The 14,097-nt window shown below is 71.1% G+C and carries 14 protein-coding genes; 1 reads left to right on the forward strand and 13 read right to left on the reverse strand.

Translation table 11 applies throughout. The features are described 5' to 3' along the window. Genes ACLF3M_RS26665 through ACLF3M_RS26685 form a run of 5 tightly spaced genes read right to left on the reverse strand, consistent with a single transcriptional unit; the run spans window position 1 to window position 6,037 of the window. A complete protein-coding gene (locus ACLF3M_RS26665) occupies window positions 1–1,779 on the reverse strand; it encodes a glycoside hydrolase family 2 protein (RefSeq protein ID WP_430660035.1) in 1,779 nt (592 codons plus the stop codon). A gap of 13 nt (window positions 1,780–1,792) precedes the next feature. Continuing rightward, window positions 1,793–2,959, reverse strand: a complete 1,167-nt coding sequence (locus tag ACLF3M_RS26670) for a hypothetical protein (protein WP_430660036.1) — start codon at window positions 2,957–2,959, stop codon at window positions 1,793–1,795. Further along, entirely contained in the window at window positions 2,956–3,786 is an 831-nt protein-coding gene (locus ACLF3M_RS26675; protein WP_430660037.1) for a carbohydrate ABC transporter permease, read from the reverse strand. Before ACLF3M_RS26675 ends, ACLF3M_RS26670 begins: the two co-directional genes overlap by 4 nt. Then, on the reverse strand, window positions 3,783–4,724 hold the full coding sequence (locus tag ACLF3M_RS26680; protein WP_430660038.1) for a carbohydrate ABC transporter permease: 942 nt from the start codon (window positions 4,722–4,724) through the stop codon (window positions 3,783–3,785). Before ACLF3M_RS26680 ends, ACLF3M_RS26675 begins: the two co-directional genes overlap by 4 nt. After that, window positions 4,721–6,037 carry an ABC transporter substrate-binding protein gene (locus tag ACLF3M_RS26685; RefSeq protein WP_430660039.1) on the reverse strand — a complete coding sequence of 439 codons (1,317 nt, stop codon included), beginning with the start codon at window positions 6,035–6,037 and terminating at the stop codon, window positions 4,721–4,723. The genes ACLF3M_RS26680 and ACLF3M_RS26685 overlap by 4 nt, the downstream gene beginning before the upstream one ends. A gap of 81 nt (window positions 6,038–6,118) precedes the next feature. Between ACLF3M_RS26685 and ACLF3M_RS26690 the strand changes: the two genes are divergently transcribed. Beyond that, entirely contained in the window at window positions 6,119–7,117 is a 999-nt protein-coding gene (locus ACLF3M_RS26690) for a LacI family DNA-binding transcriptional regulator (RefSeq protein WP_430660040.1), read from the forward strand. Here the strand turns inward: ACLF3M_RS26690 and ACLF3M_RS26695 are convergent. Genes ACLF3M_RS26695 through ACLF3M_RS26730 form a run of 8 tightly spaced genes read right to left on the reverse strand, consistent with a single transcriptional unit; the run spans window position 7,089 to window position 14,081 of the window. After that, entirely contained in the window at window positions 7,089–7,922 is an 834-nt protein-coding gene (locus ACLF3M_RS26695; RefSeq protein ID WP_430660041.1) for a VOC family protein, read from the reverse strand. The genes ACLF3M_RS26690 and ACLF3M_RS26695 overlap by 29 nt on opposite strands. Next, complete coding sequence (locus ACLF3M_RS26700; protein WP_430660042.1) at window positions 7,919–8,716, reverse strand: MetQ/NlpA family ABC transporter substrate-binding protein; 798 nt, start codon at window positions 8,714–8,716, stop codon at window positions 7,919–7,921. The genes ACLF3M_RS26695 and ACLF3M_RS26700 overlap by 4 nt, the downstream gene beginning before the upstream one ends. Window positions 8,717–8,730: 14 nt before the next feature. After that, window positions 8,731–9,393 (reverse strand): methionine ABC transporter permease, encoded by a 663-nt coding sequence (locus ACLF3M_RS26705; RefSeq protein WP_430660043.1) that lies wholly within the window; start codon window positions 9,391–9,393, stop codon window positions 8,731–8,733. A 58-nt stretch (window positions 9,394–9,451) separates the two neighbouring features. Then, window positions 9,452–10,234: a methionine ABC transporter ATP-binding protein gene (locus tag ACLF3M_RS26710; RefSeq protein ID WP_430660044.1), complete on the reverse strand. Its 783-nt coding sequence runs from the start codon at window positions 10,232–10,234 to the stop codon at window positions 9,452–9,454. After that, a complete protein-coding gene (locus tag ACLF3M_RS26715) occupies window positions 10,231–10,884 on the reverse strand; it encodes an isochorismatase family protein (protein ID WP_430660045.1) in 654 nt (217 codons plus the stop codon). The genes ACLF3M_RS26710 and ACLF3M_RS26715 overlap by 4 nt, the downstream gene beginning before the upstream one ends. Beyond that, window positions 10,881–11,810: a hypothetical protein gene (locus ACLF3M_RS26720; RefSeq protein ID WP_430660046.1), complete on the reverse strand. Its 930-nt coding sequence runs from the start codon at window positions 11,808–11,810 to the stop codon at window positions 10,881–10,883. The genes ACLF3M_RS26715 and ACLF3M_RS26720 overlap by 4 nt, the downstream gene beginning before the upstream one ends. Then, window positions 11,807–12,709, reverse strand: coding sequence for a hypothetical protein (locus ACLF3M_RS26725; protein ID WP_430660047.1), 903 nt, complete (start codon window positions 12,707–12,709; stop codon window positions 11,807–11,809). Before ACLF3M_RS26725 ends, ACLF3M_RS26720 begins: the two co-directional genes overlap by 4 nt. Further along, window positions 12,702–14,081: an MmgE/PrpD family protein gene (locus tag ACLF3M_RS26730; protein ID WP_430660048.1), complete on the reverse strand. Its 1,380-nt coding sequence runs from the start codon at window positions 14,079–14,081 to the stop codon at window positions 12,702–12,704. The genes ACLF3M_RS26725 and ACLF3M_RS26730 overlap by 8 nt, the downstream gene beginning before the upstream one ends. Window positions 14,082–14,097 lie beyond the last annotated feature (16 nt).

Genomic DNA, 14,097 nt, shown 5'->3' on the forward strand with positions numbered 1-14,097 from the left:
TCAGCGCTCGGCGCGTGCCGCGCGCAACCGTTCGAACAGGGCGGCAAGAGCGGCGAAGCCCAGCTTCCTCGTTGCCTTATCCTCGGCGATCACGCCCTTGCGGTTGAAGCCACCCTGCGGGAGCGTCTGCCGGCGCAGCGAGCGGAAATCGTAGAGCAGCCAGGCCGCGATGCCGCGCACATACGTCGCGCGTTCCAGCGCGGCGGCCTGGCCCTCGTAGAAGGCGACCTGGCGTTCCTCGCTGAACAGCGGCGCGGCGGGATCGCGATAGCCCGCCAGCGCATCGGCCCCGGTCTCGCTGATGATGACGGGGCGGTCGGGCCTGGAGTTCGCGAGCAGGCGCTGCAGGCCCTGGAAGCCCTGCTCGTACCAGCCGAAGTATTCGTTGAGGCCGATGACGTCGAGGTGGTCCGCCAGGCGGTCCTCGATGCGGAAGGTCTCGCGGTTGATCAGGCAGGCCGCGGTCACCAGGCGCGAGGGATCGGCTGATTTCGCGGCTGCGGCCAGCGTCGCCATGAAATGCAGGCGCGCATCGGTGTCCGCGTTCTCGTTGCCGACGCCCCAGAGGATGACGCTGGCGCGGTTGGCGTCGCGGGCGATCAGCTCCTCGAGCTGGTTGCGCGCATCGGCCAGCGTCGCAGGGTTGGCGAAGTCGATCGCCCAGTAGACCGGGATCTCGGCCCAGAGCAGCAGCCCGGCCTCGTCGCAGGCGCGCGCGACGCGCTCGTCATGGGGATAGTGCGTGAGACGGAGGAAGTTGGCGCCGAGCTCCCTGGCATGCGCGATGCGGCGGGCGATGTCGGCGGGATCGGTGCAGCGGCCGGTCGCGACGTCGTCCTCATGCACGCAGGCGCCACAGAGGACCAGGTCCTCGCCGTTCAGCAGGATGCGCGTTCCCTCCGTGCGGATGTCGCGGAAGCCGATGCGGTCGCGCAGCACGTCGCCGCCGAGCGAGACCTCGACGTCCAGCAGCGTCGGCGAGGCGGGCGACCAGCGCGGAGGGTCGGCGGGCAGCAGGATTTCGCCCTCGCCCGCGACGATGGGCAAGGCGGCATCCAGGCCGAGGGCGGGAATGCGGATCCGCGCCGTCGCGTCCCGCCGCGCGGAAAGCCGCGCGCGGACACGGATGCCGCCCCTGTCGAGCCAGGCGGCGAAGTGGCGCAGATGCAGGCGCGGCACGCGCATCAGCGCGACCGACCGGTGCAGGCCGCCATGGTTGAACCAGTCGAAATGGCGCATCGGCACGCGGTCGGGGCGGCGTGCGTTCTCCACCATCACCATCAGCCGGTTGCGCCCGGGCCGCAGCGCGGCGGTGGCGTCCAGCGTGAAGGGCGTGGACCCCCCGAGATGGCCGCCGAGATGGATGCCGTTGAGGAAGATTTCGGCGCGCTGCGCGGCGGCGCCGAACTGCAGCAGCACGGCGTCGTCGCCCGCCGCCTCGGCGTCGAAGTCCCTGATGTACCAGACCGCGCCTTCGTAGTGCAGCAGTTCCGGCCGCAGCAGGGTGAAGCAGCCCGGCACGGGCGCGGGCTCGCCGGCATCCCATTGCCAGTCGCGCGGCGTGTCCCAGCGTTCGGGCGGCGCGTCGTCGTAGTCGTACCAGCGCTGGCGCAACCCCTCCTCGAAGAGGTCGAGCGTCAGGCGCCAGGTGCCGTCGAGCGGGATGACGGGGCGCCCCTGCGGCAGCACCAGCGTCGCGGCGGTGGCGCGGCGCGCGACCAGCGCGGCGTCGTAGGCCTCGTCGTGCAGATGCGCGAAGGGGTCCTCGGCGTCGTTCATCGCGCCATCTTCGTCATGTCCGATTCACGCCCTCGGTGCTCGTCGCCTTCGGCGCCTCCGCCCTCGGGCGACCGGACATGGGCATCCGGTAGCCGATCCCGACCATCCGCCGGAAGCGCCAGGGCCAGCGGCGCGGCCAGAACAGGTCGGCGATCATCGCGATGGCGATCCAGCGGAAAAAGGTGGCGAAGGTGTTGGAGAAACCCTGCGGCTCCTCGTAGCCGCGCACCCAGCCATCCTGGCGGCGGACGCCGTCCCGGATGTCGCAGAAGCCGCCGTCATCCTCCTGCCAGTCCAGCAGCCGCGGCAGCAGCGCGGCGCACCAGGCCCGGACATCGGCGTCCCGGTGTCCGGTGAGCGCCAGGCCATGCACCAGCAGGTCCACCGCGTCCACGTCGATGCAGGCGCTGTCGATCACGGGCGGCAGAGTCAGCACGTAGTCCATCGCGCGCGCCTGGTACGGCAGGACGCGGCGCGTCTCGTACCACAGGTGGAAATTGTGCATGGAGCCTGCGAAGGCGTGCAGCAGCGCGCGCGCATCATGTGCCTGGTTCACCCCCCAGAAGCCGGTCGCGGGCTCCTGCAGGCGGTCGTGCCAGTCGAACATCAGTTGCAGCGCGCGGTCGGCGCGGGTCGCGTCCTCGGCCATCAGCCCCAGAAGGAAGCTGCCGAGGTTGACGATGTTGTTCCCCTCCTGCCAGGGGTCGCGGAGGTCGCGCAGCGCGAGCCAGGCGAGAAGGGGTTGCGGGTCCAGGAAGCGGCGCGCGAAATCCAGCTTCGGCCGGCGCGCGGGATCAAGCGCCTCGATGGCGCCGAGGCTGTAGTTCGTGACGTGGAAGTCGATGTAGCCCCAGGTCTCGACGGGGTCGGGCTTCTTGAACACGTCCTCGTCGCGCATGCCGGGGATGCGGAAGCGGCCATCGGCCAGGCGGTGCGATTCCAGCCAGGCGACCAGCGCGCCGCGATCGGCGGCGGAGAAGCCGTCGAGGCCGCCGATCAGCGCGCGGCACATCACGGCGTTGTAGGTGCCGGGGAGTAGCACGCCGGGCCAGCGTTCCGCGTCATGCGCGGCGCTGATGCGGGAGACGCCGCGCGGCAGGCCGGGCGCCTGCATCGCATCGAGCCAGGCCAGCGTGCGCCGCCGCGCCGTCTCGATCCGCTCCGGCAGACCTTGCATCATCCCTTGACGGCTCCCTGCGCCATGCCCTGCATCACGCGGCGCTGCGCCAGCAGGAAGAGGATCGCCGGCGGCAGCGTCGTGATCACCGCCAGCGCCATGATGCCCTGGAAGCTCGCGCCGAGCTCCGTGTTCAGCGAGAGCAACGCGACGGGCAGCGTGTAGGTCTCCGGCCCGCGCGAGATCACGAGGACCGGGAACCACTGCGCCCAGGTCAGCAGGAAGCCGATCAGCGAGACCGTCGCGGTCACCGGCATCGCCATGGGCAGCACGATCCGCAGCAGGATCTGCCATTCGCTGGCGCCGTCGATCGTCGCGGCCTCGATCACTTCCTTGGGGATGGCGCGGAAGAACTGCTCGAAGAGGAAGAACTGGATGGGACCGAGGCAGAGGAACAGCACGATGCCGAGCGGCGATCCCAACAGGCCGATCTTGTGCATCACGATGTACACGGGGATGACCAGCAGCATGTAGGGGTACATCACCGTCAGCAGGAATCCCGCGCGCAGCCAGCGGAAGCCCGGCAGATGCGGCTTGCGCACGATCGCATAGGCGCCGAGTGCGGCCGCCAGCGTACCGATTACCGTGGCCAGCGCGGTGTAGAGCAGCGAGTTCGCGACGAAGCTCCAGAGCGGGACGCCGCCGATCCGGCCGATATCCTCCAGCACGTCGAGGTTCCACTGCTCCGGCCAGAGCCGCAGCGGGTCGGACAGCACGTCGCGCGTGCGCCGGAACGCGCCGGAGAGCATCCAAGCATAGGGGAAGAGGAAGGCCGCGGCGACGGGGATGGCGACGGCATAGGCGGCGACGGAGGGCAGCGCGCGCTTCATGTCCGCCCCCTTTCGCCGAGCCCATAGGCCAGCAGCGACAACGCGATGACGATCGCGAAGAGGATGGTTGCCATGGCCGTCGCCTCTCCGTAGCGGGCCTGGTCGAAGAACTGATAGGCGAGGTAGCTGACGAAGGTCGTGCTTTCCGCCGGCCCGCCCTTCGTCATCACCACGACCACGGTGAAGGTCTTGAGGAACTGGATCGTCGCGTAGACCAGGTTGATCACGATCGCGGGGCGCAGCTGCGGCAGGATCACGTGCCGGAAGCGCGCCCAGACGCCGGCGCCGTCCACCTTGGCGGCTTCCTCCAGCGCGGGATCGCGGATCGCGAGGTTGGCGAGGAAGATCAGCATGTAGAAGCCGGCGTGGTGCCAGAGCTCGGCGATCAGGATGGCCGTCGTGGCGGTGCCGACCATGGTCAGCCCGCCAAAGGGCGGCAGGCCCACCAGGTCCAGCGCCGCGTTCACCGCGCCGAAGCTGCGGTCGAACAGCCAGCGCCAGACGACATAGCCCGCGACATCGGGCGTCACGACCGGCAGGAAGAGCACGAGGCGGAACAGCATGTTGCCCCGCGGCAGCAGCTTCGAATCCAGCAGCAGCGCCGCGGCCAGCGCGAAGGCCAGGTTGGCCACGACCGCCATGACGGTATAGGCCAGCGTGCGCCAGAGGCTGCCCAGGAACTGCTCGTCCGCCAGCACGGTCGCGTAGTTCGCGAAGCCCACCCATTGCGGGTCGGGCCGCAATGCGGTGGCGGACGCCGTGAACGACACCTGCACCGACAGCAGGATCGGCCACAGCCCGAACAGGATGGTGAGCGCGGCGAAGGGCAGCACGAGGAGGTAGAACACCCCCTCTCCCCTGGTGCGGGCGATCAGGCCCGCGAGCGGCCGCCTCTCGCCGCCGGGCAGGCGCCCGGCGGCGACGGGCCCCGCGCTCATCCGCGCGACAGTCGCTGTGCGGTGTCCCGCATGTCCTTGGCGAGGTCGCGCACGAAGACCTCGTGGTCGCGCGGCGGCGTCGCGATGGCGGCGAGCAGGCGGCGGTGATACTGCGCCTCGAGCTCGGGGTAGTAGGTGAAGGTCGCCTCGGGGAAGTCGTAGGCGACGAGCTTGTGCTGCGCGCGCGCGAACCACTGCTGCTGTGGCGACAGCGCGCCGAGGTCGAGGTCGGTGCGCATGGCCGATCCCATCACCTGCAGGCTGGCCTGCTGCGGCGGCTTCTCCAGCATGAAGCGGGCGAAGGCGATGGAGAGATCGCGGTTCGGCGCGTTCTCCGGGATGCCGACGCCGCGCATGCCGCCGATCACCACGGCGGGGTCGCGGTCGGGGAAGAAGCGCGGCCAGGGGTGGGACACGAAGTCGCCGTTCAGGATGTTCGGGCGATCCCAGCGGCCGACGTTCCAGTCGCCCACACGGAACATGCCGGCGCGCCCGCCCTCGATCACCTGGTACATCTCGGTGAAGGAGTGGTTGATCGTGTCGGGCGCGACGAAGCGGTAGGTCGAGTAGGTCCGCAGGAACTCCGTCAGCACCGCGGCGTGCTGTGGCTCGTCGATGACGATGTTGCCCTGCGGGTCGATCAGCGTGTGGTTCAGCCCGGCGCCGAAGGTGAAGAGGTCCAGCATGTGGATGAGGTCGCGCGGACGGGCGGCCTGCAGCGCGAAGGGGAAGGTGTCGGCGCGGCCGTTGCCGTCGGGGTCGTTGTCCCTGAACTTCGGCGCGATGCGCTTCACGTCGTCCCAGGTCACCGGCACCTGCTCGCCGACCTTGTCCAGCCAGGACTTGCGGGTGCCGAGCGCCATCTGCACGCGCTGGACGGGGATGATGATCATCTTCCCGCCGAAGGTGGCGACGCGCAGGTCGGCCTCGGTCAGGAAGCCGCGGTCCTGGATGCTGTCCAGCACGGGCTTCATGTCCATGACCTTGGAGGTCTGGGACTGGATGCGGATGACGCGTTCGTAGTTGTTGAAGATCAGGTCCGGCGCGGAGTTGGTGTTGATCGCGCCGATCACGCGCCCGAACCACTGGTCGGTCGGGAAGGACTGGCTGCGTATCGTCACGCCCGGCCGCACCTGCGCGAAGGCCTCGCCCACGCGGTTGAACCAGGCGATGCCGTTGTCGCCGAGGTCATGCCAGACCGTGAGCGTCGCGGCCTGCGCGCGCGCCACGGCGGGCAAGGCCAGTGCCGCGACGGCCGCGCCGCCGAGTGCGCGCCGGGTGAGCCTGGCCTGGCCGAGAATGCTGTCGCGCATCGTATCCTCCCTTGTCTCCCCCGCCTTGCCTGCACGAGGGTAAACGTTTACCTTCTGCATGCTACCGCGGGACGGAGCGCGATGTCCAGAAAGAATGTCACCGGTCTCGGAGCGCCGACGCTCCGCCAGGTCGCGGAGGAAGCGGGCGTGTCCATCGCCACGGCCTCGCGCGTGCTGAACGGCGTGCCGGGCAAGGCGAATGCCGAGACGGTGGCACGTGTGCAGGCCGTGGCGAACCGGCTGGCCTACCGCCCGCTTGCCGCGGCGCGCGAGCTGCGGCGGGGACAGGGCGAACTCGTTGCGCTGCTCGCGCCGAACCTGGCGAACCCGACCATGGCCGCGATCGCATCCTCCATCGAGGCGGCACTGGCTGCCGACGGCATCGCCGCGATCATCTCCGACACGCATGACCAGGCCGCGCTGCAGGACCAGGCGCTGGCGGCGATGCGCGCGCTGCGGCCGCGCGCGACGGTGCTGCTGGGCGCGGTCGAAAGCCCCGGCCTGGCGCAAGCACGCGCGGCGGGGGACCGGCTGCTCTTCGTCGCGCGGCGCTGCCCCGGCGCGCCGGCGCCCTTCGTCGGCATAGACGACCACGCCGCGGGCGCGGCGGTGGCGCGCGCGCTGATCGCGGGCGGCGCGCGGCGGCTCGGCGCGATCCACGGGCCGCTCTTCTCCTCGGCCACCGCGGACCGGCTGGCCGGCTTCCGCGAAGCCGCGGGCGCGCGGCTGGCGGCGGGCGACGTGCTGGGCGGGGCGGGCCTCGATCACCTCAGGATCGGCGCCGAGGCGGCGCGGCGGATGCTCAGGCGCGGGCGGCTGCCGGACGGGCTGCTCTGCACCTCCGACCTCATCGCCTTCGCCGCGCATCGCGTGCTGGCGGATGCGGGACTGCCAAGGCTCCCGCCGATCTGGGGCTTCGATGGCGGGCCGTTGAACGCCTGGGTGGCGCCGTGGCTGTCCTCGGTCGTGCTGGCCTTTGCGGATTACGGCGCGGCGGTGCGGGACTGGGTACTGGACGAAAGCGGGACGTCGGCGGGACGCGTGGTGCCGTTCAGCCTGGCGCCTGCTCCGCGACGATGACGCAGCCGAGCGCCCGGCGCAGGTCCACCGCAATGGCGCCATCCCAGGGCCGGGCGTCGAAGCCCTCGCGCTGCGCGGCATCGGCGAAGAGGGCTGGGTCAGCGAAGGCGATGCGCAGCGCGGCGAACCAGGCGTCCGCCGGCCAGTCGCGGTGAAGGCATGACGGCAGCGCGTCTTGCCGGCGGATCTCGACCAGGCCGTCGCCGAAGCGCACGGCGCCTTCTCCGTTCGCACCGCCGGCCGCAACGTATCGCGCAACCAGCGTTGAAGGATCGCCGGATGTCGCGATGATCACCGATCGCAACGCGCGCGCGCCGTTCGCATGGCGCAGGAGCCGCGGGCTACGCAGCGCCTCGGGGGTCAGGTGCTGCACCCAGCAGAGCAGCGCCTCGTCCTTCGCGTCATAGGCAGCAACGAAGAAGGCGAAGCGCGCCTCGGCCGCGATGTCCGGCTCCTCGACGCGGCGGGCCCAGTGCATGACCGGCGTCACCGACAGCCCGGACGCGGCCACCGCCTGTCGCGCGGCCTCGGCGTCCTGCACGTCGAAGGCGAGCGTGTGCAGCCCGAAATTGCGCCGCGCGGCGGCGGCCAGCAGATGCGCGCTGGTGGCGAGCTCCGCGATCTCCTGCACCTCGACATAGCCGGTCTCGAGCATGATGGAGCATTGCGCGCTGCCCGCGCTGGCGCCGTCGGCGGCGCGATGCTCGGCCCGCGCGGTCAGCGTGAAGCCGAGCCGCGCCAGCAGCGCCGCGGCCTTTTCGAGCCGTGGGACCAGGATGCCGGCGTGGTCGAGCGCGATGCTCAACGCCAGTAGTCGGGCGTCGAGAAGCCGCGGCTGCGCGGGTCGTTCGCGATGAACTCCTTGAAGGCCGGCGAGCGATAGGCCGCGAGCAGGTCGCGCAGCCAGGGCGCGTTCGCGGCGCCCTCTCGCGCGACGATGATGATCTGGTACTCCGGCGCGGGATCCTCCAGCGCGATGGCGCTGGACAGCAGCATCCCCGCCGCGATGACGTGGTTGCCGAGGATTGCCGCGGCGTCCACGTCGGGCAGCGCGCGCGGCATCTGCGGCGCGTCCAGTGGCACGATCTGCAGGTTGCGCGGGTTGCCCGTGATGTTGCGCTGGGTCGCGCGCGTCGCTGGCACCGACGGGTCGAGCGTGATCAGGTTGAGGCTTGCCAGGAAGGCCAGCGCGCGGCCCATGTTGGCGGGGTCGTTCGGCACCGCGACCCGCATGCCGTTGCGGATCCCGTCCAGCGCAGTGATGTTGCGGCTGTAGAGGCCGAGCGGCGCGGAGGGGATGCGCAGCATCTCGCGCAGGTCGCCGCGGTTGCGTTCGTTGAAGGTCTCCATGAAGGCGCGGTTCTGGAAGATGTTGGCGTCGAGCGCGCCGTCCATCACCGCGGTGTTGGGCTGGATGGCGTTGGAGAGTTCCGTCACCGTCACGCGGTAGCCCTCGCGTTCCAGCATGGGCTGGATGGCGCGCTTGAACTGGTCGGCATAGGGACCGGGGAAGAAGCCGATGCGGATCTGACGGTCCTGTGCCATCGCGGGCATCGCGACCGCCGCGCCCAGGAATCCCAGAAGGTGCCGCCTGTTCATCGCATCTCTCCCCGTCAGCGGCGATCCAGGCGCCGCACCAGCCAGTCCCCGATCCATTGCGTGCCCTGCACCAGCACGAACATCACGATCACGCACCAGACCATGACATCGGTCTCGAAGCGATAATAGCCGTAGCGGATGGCGAGGTCGCCCAGGCCCCCCGCCCCGATCGCGCCGGCGACGGCGGAATAGGCGATGAAGCCCGTCGCGGTGATGGTGACGCTGCCGATCAGGCCGGGCCGGGCTTCGGGCAGCAGCACGTAGCGGATGATCTGCCAGCTGGACGCGCCGGAGGCGATGGCGGCGTCCACAACGCCGCGCGGCACCTCCCGCAAATTCTGCTCGACCAGGCGGGCGAAGAAGGGGATGGCGGCGACGGAGAGCGCGAGCGCGGCCGCGCGCGGCCCGATCGAGGTGCCGACGACGATGCGCGCCACGGGGATCAGCAGCACCATCAGGATGATGAAGGGGAAGCTCCGCAGCGCGTTGACTGCCGCGGCCGTGACCCGGTTGAGCAGCGGCCGCGGCGACAGGCCGCCGTCGCGCGTGAGGAACAGCAGCAGGCCCAGCGGGATGCCGACCAGCACCGCGAAGACCATGGTGATGCCGACCATCAGCAGCGTCTCGCCGATCGCCTTCTGCAGGTCGGGCCAGAGCGAGAGGAAGCCGTCCAGCATCACCCGGCCTCCGATCGGCGTAGCATGCGCAGCGCGTGAAGCCGTGAATAGGCAGCCATCAAGCAGCTTCCTCGCCCGGCACCAGCGTCTCGTCCGTCCAGCCCTTGTGCGTCTCGAGGAAGAAGCGGCCGAGCGCGCTGGTCGGGCGCGGGTCGCGGAACTCCAGCGTCTCCACGACCGCGCCCTTCTCCATCACCAGCGCGCGGTCGCACATGTACTGCGCGACGTTGATGTCGTGGGTGACGAGCAGGATGGTCATGCCACGTTCGCGGCAGAGCCGCTTGAGGAAGCGCAGGATGGACAACGACGAATGCGGGTCGAGCGCGCTGGTGGCCTCGTCCGACAGCAGGACGCGCGGGTTGTTGACCAGCGCGCGCGCGATCGCGACGCGCTGCCGCTGGCCGCCGGAGAGCTGCGCCGGGTAGGCGCGCGCCTTGTCGGACAGGCCCACCGTCGCCAGCGCTTCCTCTGCGCGTCGCAGGCGTTCCGCGCCGCCCACGCCGGCGATGTCGAGCGCGAGCGCCACGTTCTCCAGCGCGGTGCGCTGGGCCAGCAGGTTGAACTGCTGGAAGATCATGCCGATGTGGGCGCGCGCCTGGCGCAGCGCGGCGCCCGACAGCGCGGTGATGTCGGTGCCTTCGACGATGATGCGCCCGCCCGTCGGCTCCTCCAGCCGGTTGATGGTGCGCAGCAGCGTCGACTTGCCGGCGCCGGAGAAGCCGAGCAGGCCGAGGATCTCGCCCTGCGCGACCGTCAGGCTGGTCGGCCGCAGCGCCTGGACCTCGCCCTGCGCGGTGCGGAAGGTCTTGGAGACCTCCTCGAGGCGGACTGCCTGCGTCACGCGGCCTGCCGGTGCGCGGCGATCGCGGCCAGCGCCTCGTCCAGGGTGACGAGGTCGGCGTATTTCGAGCCCATGTCGAACAGCGCGACCTCGTGCAGCAGCGCGGAACGGTCGCTGACGCATTCCTTCACCACGATCATGCGGAAGTCCTGCCCCATGCCCTCGACGACGGAGGCGCGCACGCAGCCCGAGGTGGAGGTGCCGCAGACCAGCAGCGTGTCCACGCCTTCGGCCTTCAGCGCCTCCGCCAGGCCGGTGTGCAGGAAGGCCGAGGCCGCCTTCTTCTCGATCACGCTGTCGCCAGGCTGCGGCGCGATCAGCGGGTCCACCTGCACGGCTTCCGATCCCGTGCGGTTGTCCAGCAGCCCCGGCAGCTTCATCGTCCAGAGCACGCGCTCCTCGTCGCCCGGCGCATAGGCCACGACTGTGTAGATCGCGCGCATCCCCGCCGCCCGCGCGGCCTTCAGCAGCGTCGCGGTGGCCTCGACCGCGTCCAGCCCGGTGGAGGCACGGCCGCGGGTGTAGAGATGCTGGAAATCCACGACCAGGACCGCGGCCTTGCGGCCGAAGCCGAGCTGCTTCGTGCGGATGTGTTGGCTGTCGTAGATCGCGCGGATCGCGGCGAGCGTCGCATCGGTGTCGGTGGTCATGGGGCCTCCATCAGGCCGGCTTGGTGCAGGATCTCGGAAGGCAGCGCGGCCCAGACGCCCGGCGTCGCGCCGATGCGCTTCAGCGCGGCCTCGATCGGGACGATGCGGAAGGGTTGGCCGGACAGGAAGGGGCGCATCATCCACACCATGCAGCGCGCGGATGACGCACCGTCGCGCGCCAGGCCCTCGGCGGCCATGGCGAGGTTCGCGGCGTAGCTCGCCGGCGTGATGCCGCGCGGCGAGCAGAGACTGAAGGCGTCGTCGAGATCGGCGAAGGGTGGCAGCGCGGCGATCCGTCCGCGCGGGACGGTCATGGCGTAGGGCTGCTCGTCGTTGCACCAGTCGAGCGTGAAGGCGTAGCCGGCCTCGGCCAGCAGCGCCGGCGTGCGCTGCGATTCGCCGTATTCCGGGCCCCACCACCCCTTCGCGACGATGCCTTGGGCGGCCAGGCGGTGGCGCGTCTCGGCGATGCAGCCGAATTCCTCGGCCTCGTTCATCCCGTCATGCAGCGGGCGGTTGATGCTGATCCCATGCGCGACCCATTCGGCGCCACCGGTGGCGACGTCCCGCGCGACCTCGTCGCGGAGCTCGGGCAGTTGCTCCGCCGTCATCGCGTCCATGGCGGCGGCGTAGCGCAGACCGGCGCCGAGGATCGCGGCGCGCAGCCGCGGCCAGCCCGCGCGCAGCCCGTAGTCGCGCTGGCCGATACGGGCGATGTTGGGATCGGGCCGCATGCCAACGCCGCCAGAGAGCCAGTTCGGCTGCGGCCAGCCCGCCGGCGGCGCATCCTCATGCGTATCGAAGGCGATCACCGGGCAGGCCGCGACCGCCGCGCCGTTGGCGAAGCGCAGCGGCGTGCGCGTCGGCAGCGCGGACCAGGCGGAGTGCGGATGATCGGGCTGCCCGCGCTGCAACTGGCCGCTCATCGCGCGCGCTCCCACGCGTCCAGCACCGGCATCGCGGCGTCGGCGATCTCGCCGCCCGTCGCGAACCAGACGCCGTCGGCGGCGCAGACATGATCCAGGATCCGCCGCAGCGCGCCGATCGTGTGGGGCTGGCCCATGAGGTAGGTGTGCAGCGCCAGGCAGAAGACCTTGCTGCCTTCCTCCGCAGCTTCGGCATGCAGGCGGTCGAACTGGGCAATGCAACCTTCGACGAGATAGGCCGCGTCGAAATGGCCTTCCAGCGCCGGGCCGTCGTTGATGTCGTAGTTGTAGGGCACCGAGACCAGCCGACGTCCGCTGCGCGTCGCGATCGGCACGGGGATGTCGTCATGCACCCAGTCCGCGTGATAGCGCATGCCGGCTTCCGCAATCAGGTCCATCGTCCAGGGCGAGTTCGTCACGCAGGGCCCGAGCAGCCCGGCCGGCGTGGTCCCGGTGTGGCGCGCGCAGATCTCGGCTTCCAGCGCGAAGCCCGCGCGCTCCTCCTCCTCCGTGGACCGGCCGAGGTAGCGCGTGTTGTAGAGCCCGTGGCTCATCACCTCCCACTGCCGCTCGCGCACCAGCGCCGCGATCTCCGGGCAATGCTCGAAGATCGCGAGATTCGTCGAGGCCGTGACGCGGATCGGATACTCGGCGAAGGCCTCGGCCAGGCGCCACACGCCCACGCGGTTGCCGTAGTCGCGATAGCCCCATTGCATCGTGTCGGGATGCCGGATACGGGAGAACTGGTCGCGGAAGTCGTAACGCGGGGGCGCGTATTCGTAGTACTCGAGGTTCGGCACCACCCAGACCGCCACGCGCGCGCCGCCCGGCCAGTCCATCCGCGGCCGCGTCGCCGGCGTCCAGAACGGGATGCGCTCGCGCGTGCGCCACTCAGCCATGGGTCGCGCCCAGGACCGAGGTGATGGCAGCGGCGCCCGGCAGGTCCTCCAGCCGCTGCAGCGTGTCGAACAGCGCGCTCGCGCGGTCCTGCGGCACATCGGCGTAGCGCGCACAGTCCATGAACTTCGCGCGCAGTTCCGCCGCATCCATGGGGTTGTCGGCATGGCCGCGCCAGCGCGCGACCGGCGGGGCGGCGATGCGGCGTCCGTCCGTCGTCTCGATCTCCAGCACATCCGTGGGGGCGGCATCGGGCCAGTTCGGGTCGGCCTCGGCCGTCGTGGTGATTACGATGCGCTGGGCCAGCGCGCGGATCGCGGGATCGGCAGCGGCCTCGTCGCTCACCTCGGCGAGACCCACGCGGCCATGGCGCAGGCCGCAGGCCACGATGAAGGGCAGGCTGAACTTGGCCTGCAGGCTGCCTTCCGGCAGGCCGAACGGCATCACGCGCAGATGCTTCTCGCTGATCGTCACCGCGATGCGCGCGACCTGCGCGGCGTCGCGCGGCGCGCCGGCGGCATGCAGCCCGACCGCCATGTCGGCCAGGCGCTGCGCGGCGCCCACCACGGGATAGCGCTTCAGGTTCAGCCCGCGCGTCGCGCTGTGCCATGTCTCGCTAAGACGCGGCGGCGTGTCGATGTCCACGTTGCCGTTCGGCGACAGCGCGCGCATCAGGCCGGACGCGCCTTCCAGCGCGGTCGGACTGGCGGTCATGCCCGCCGCGGCGAGGCCTGCGGCGACCACGCCGGATTGCGCGGCGCGGCCGCCATGCAGCGGCTTCACCATGCTGCCGAAATTCTCGAACACGCCGCCGCCCTGGGACGCGGCGATGGCGATGGCGTGCATCGCGCGCTCCGCATCCAGCCCCATCGCGACCGCCGCCGCCGCCGCCGCGCCGACGGGCCCCAGCACCGCCGTCGGGTGCCAGCCGCGGCTGTAGTAGTGGTCGCGTTCGCGCAGGAAGAGGTCGCACCAGACCTCGTAGCCCGCGACATAGGCCGCCGCCATGCGCCGCCCGTCGGCGCCGGACCGTGCGGCGACGGCGAGCACCGCCGGCACGATCACCGCGCTCGGGTGGTTGGAGAAGGCGAAGTCGTCATAGTCCAGCGCATGCGCCGCCGTGGCATCCAGGAGCGCGGCGCCCGAGGCCGAGGCGCGGGCGGCGCCCAGCAGGGCCGGCACCTCTCCGCCGTCCCCATCGGACCGCAGCGCCGCGCGCAGCGTCGTCACCGCCGTCTCGGCCCGCCCCGCCAGCAGCACGCCGAGGCTGTCGGTGAAGCCGAGCCGCGCGACGGCGAGGCACGAAGCGGGCACGGCGCGCGTCGCCATGGAGCCCAGGAAGTCGCCATAGGCGCGCGTGAGCGGGGCCGGCATCGCTGCGGGCCTAGCC

Origin of the sequence: Falsiroseomonas sp. HW251 (genome assembly GCF_050563545.1) — a bacterium.
Classification (GTDB): Bacteria; Pseudomonadota; Alphaproteobacteria; order Acetobacterales; family Acetobacteraceae; genus Falsiroseomonas.

Coding starts and splice junctions, on each gene's coding strand:
- ACLF3M_RS26715 (WP_430660045.1), bottom strand. CDS start 10,884: ATGACCACCGACACCGATGCGACGCTCGCCGCGATCCGCGCGATCTAC.
- ACLF3M_RS26675 (WP_430660037.1), bottom strand. CDS start 3,786: ATGAAGCGCGCGCTGCCCTCCGTCGCCGCCTATGCCGTCGCCATCCCC.
- ACLF3M_RS26665 (WP_430660035.1), bottom strand. CDS start 1,779: ATGAACGACGCCGAGGACCCCTTCGCGCATCTGCACGACGAGGCCTAC.
- ACLF3M_RS26725 (WP_430660047.1), bottom strand. CDS start 12,709: ATGGCTGAGTGGCGCACGCGCGAGCGCATCCCGTTCTGGACGCCGGCG.
- ACLF3M_RS26720 (WP_430660046.1), bottom strand. CDS start 11,810: ATGAGCGGCCAGTTGCAGCGCGGGCAGCCCGATCATCCGCACTCCGCC.
- ACLF3M_RS26700 (WP_430660042.1), bottom strand. CDS start 8,716: ATGAACAGGCGGCACCTTCTGGGATTCCTGGGCGCGGCGGTCGCGATG.
- ACLF3M_RS26690 (WP_430660040.1), top strand. CDS start 6,119: ATGTCCAGAAAGAATGTCACCGGTCTCGGAGCGCCGACGCTCCGCCAG.
- ACLF3M_RS26680 (WP_430660038.1), bottom strand. CDS start 4,724: ATGAGCGCGGGGCCCGTCGCCGCCGGGCGCCTGCCCGGCGGCGAGAGG.
- ACLF3M_RS26685 (WP_430660039.1), bottom strand. CDS start 6,037: ATGCGCGACAGCATTCTCGGCCAGGCCAGGCTCACCCGGCGCGCACTC.
- ACLF3M_RS26705 (WP_430660043.1), bottom strand. CDS start 9,393: ATGCTGGACGGCTTCCTCTCGCTCTGGCCCGACCTGCAGAAGGCGATC.
- ACLF3M_RS26670 (WP_430660036.1), bottom strand. CDS start 2,959: ATGATGCAAGGTCTGCCGGAGCGGATCGAGACGGCGCGGCGGCGCACG.
- ACLF3M_RS26730 (WP_430660048.1), bottom strand. CDS start 14,081: ATGCCGGCCCCGCTCACGCGCGCCTATGGCGACTTCCTGGGCTCCATG.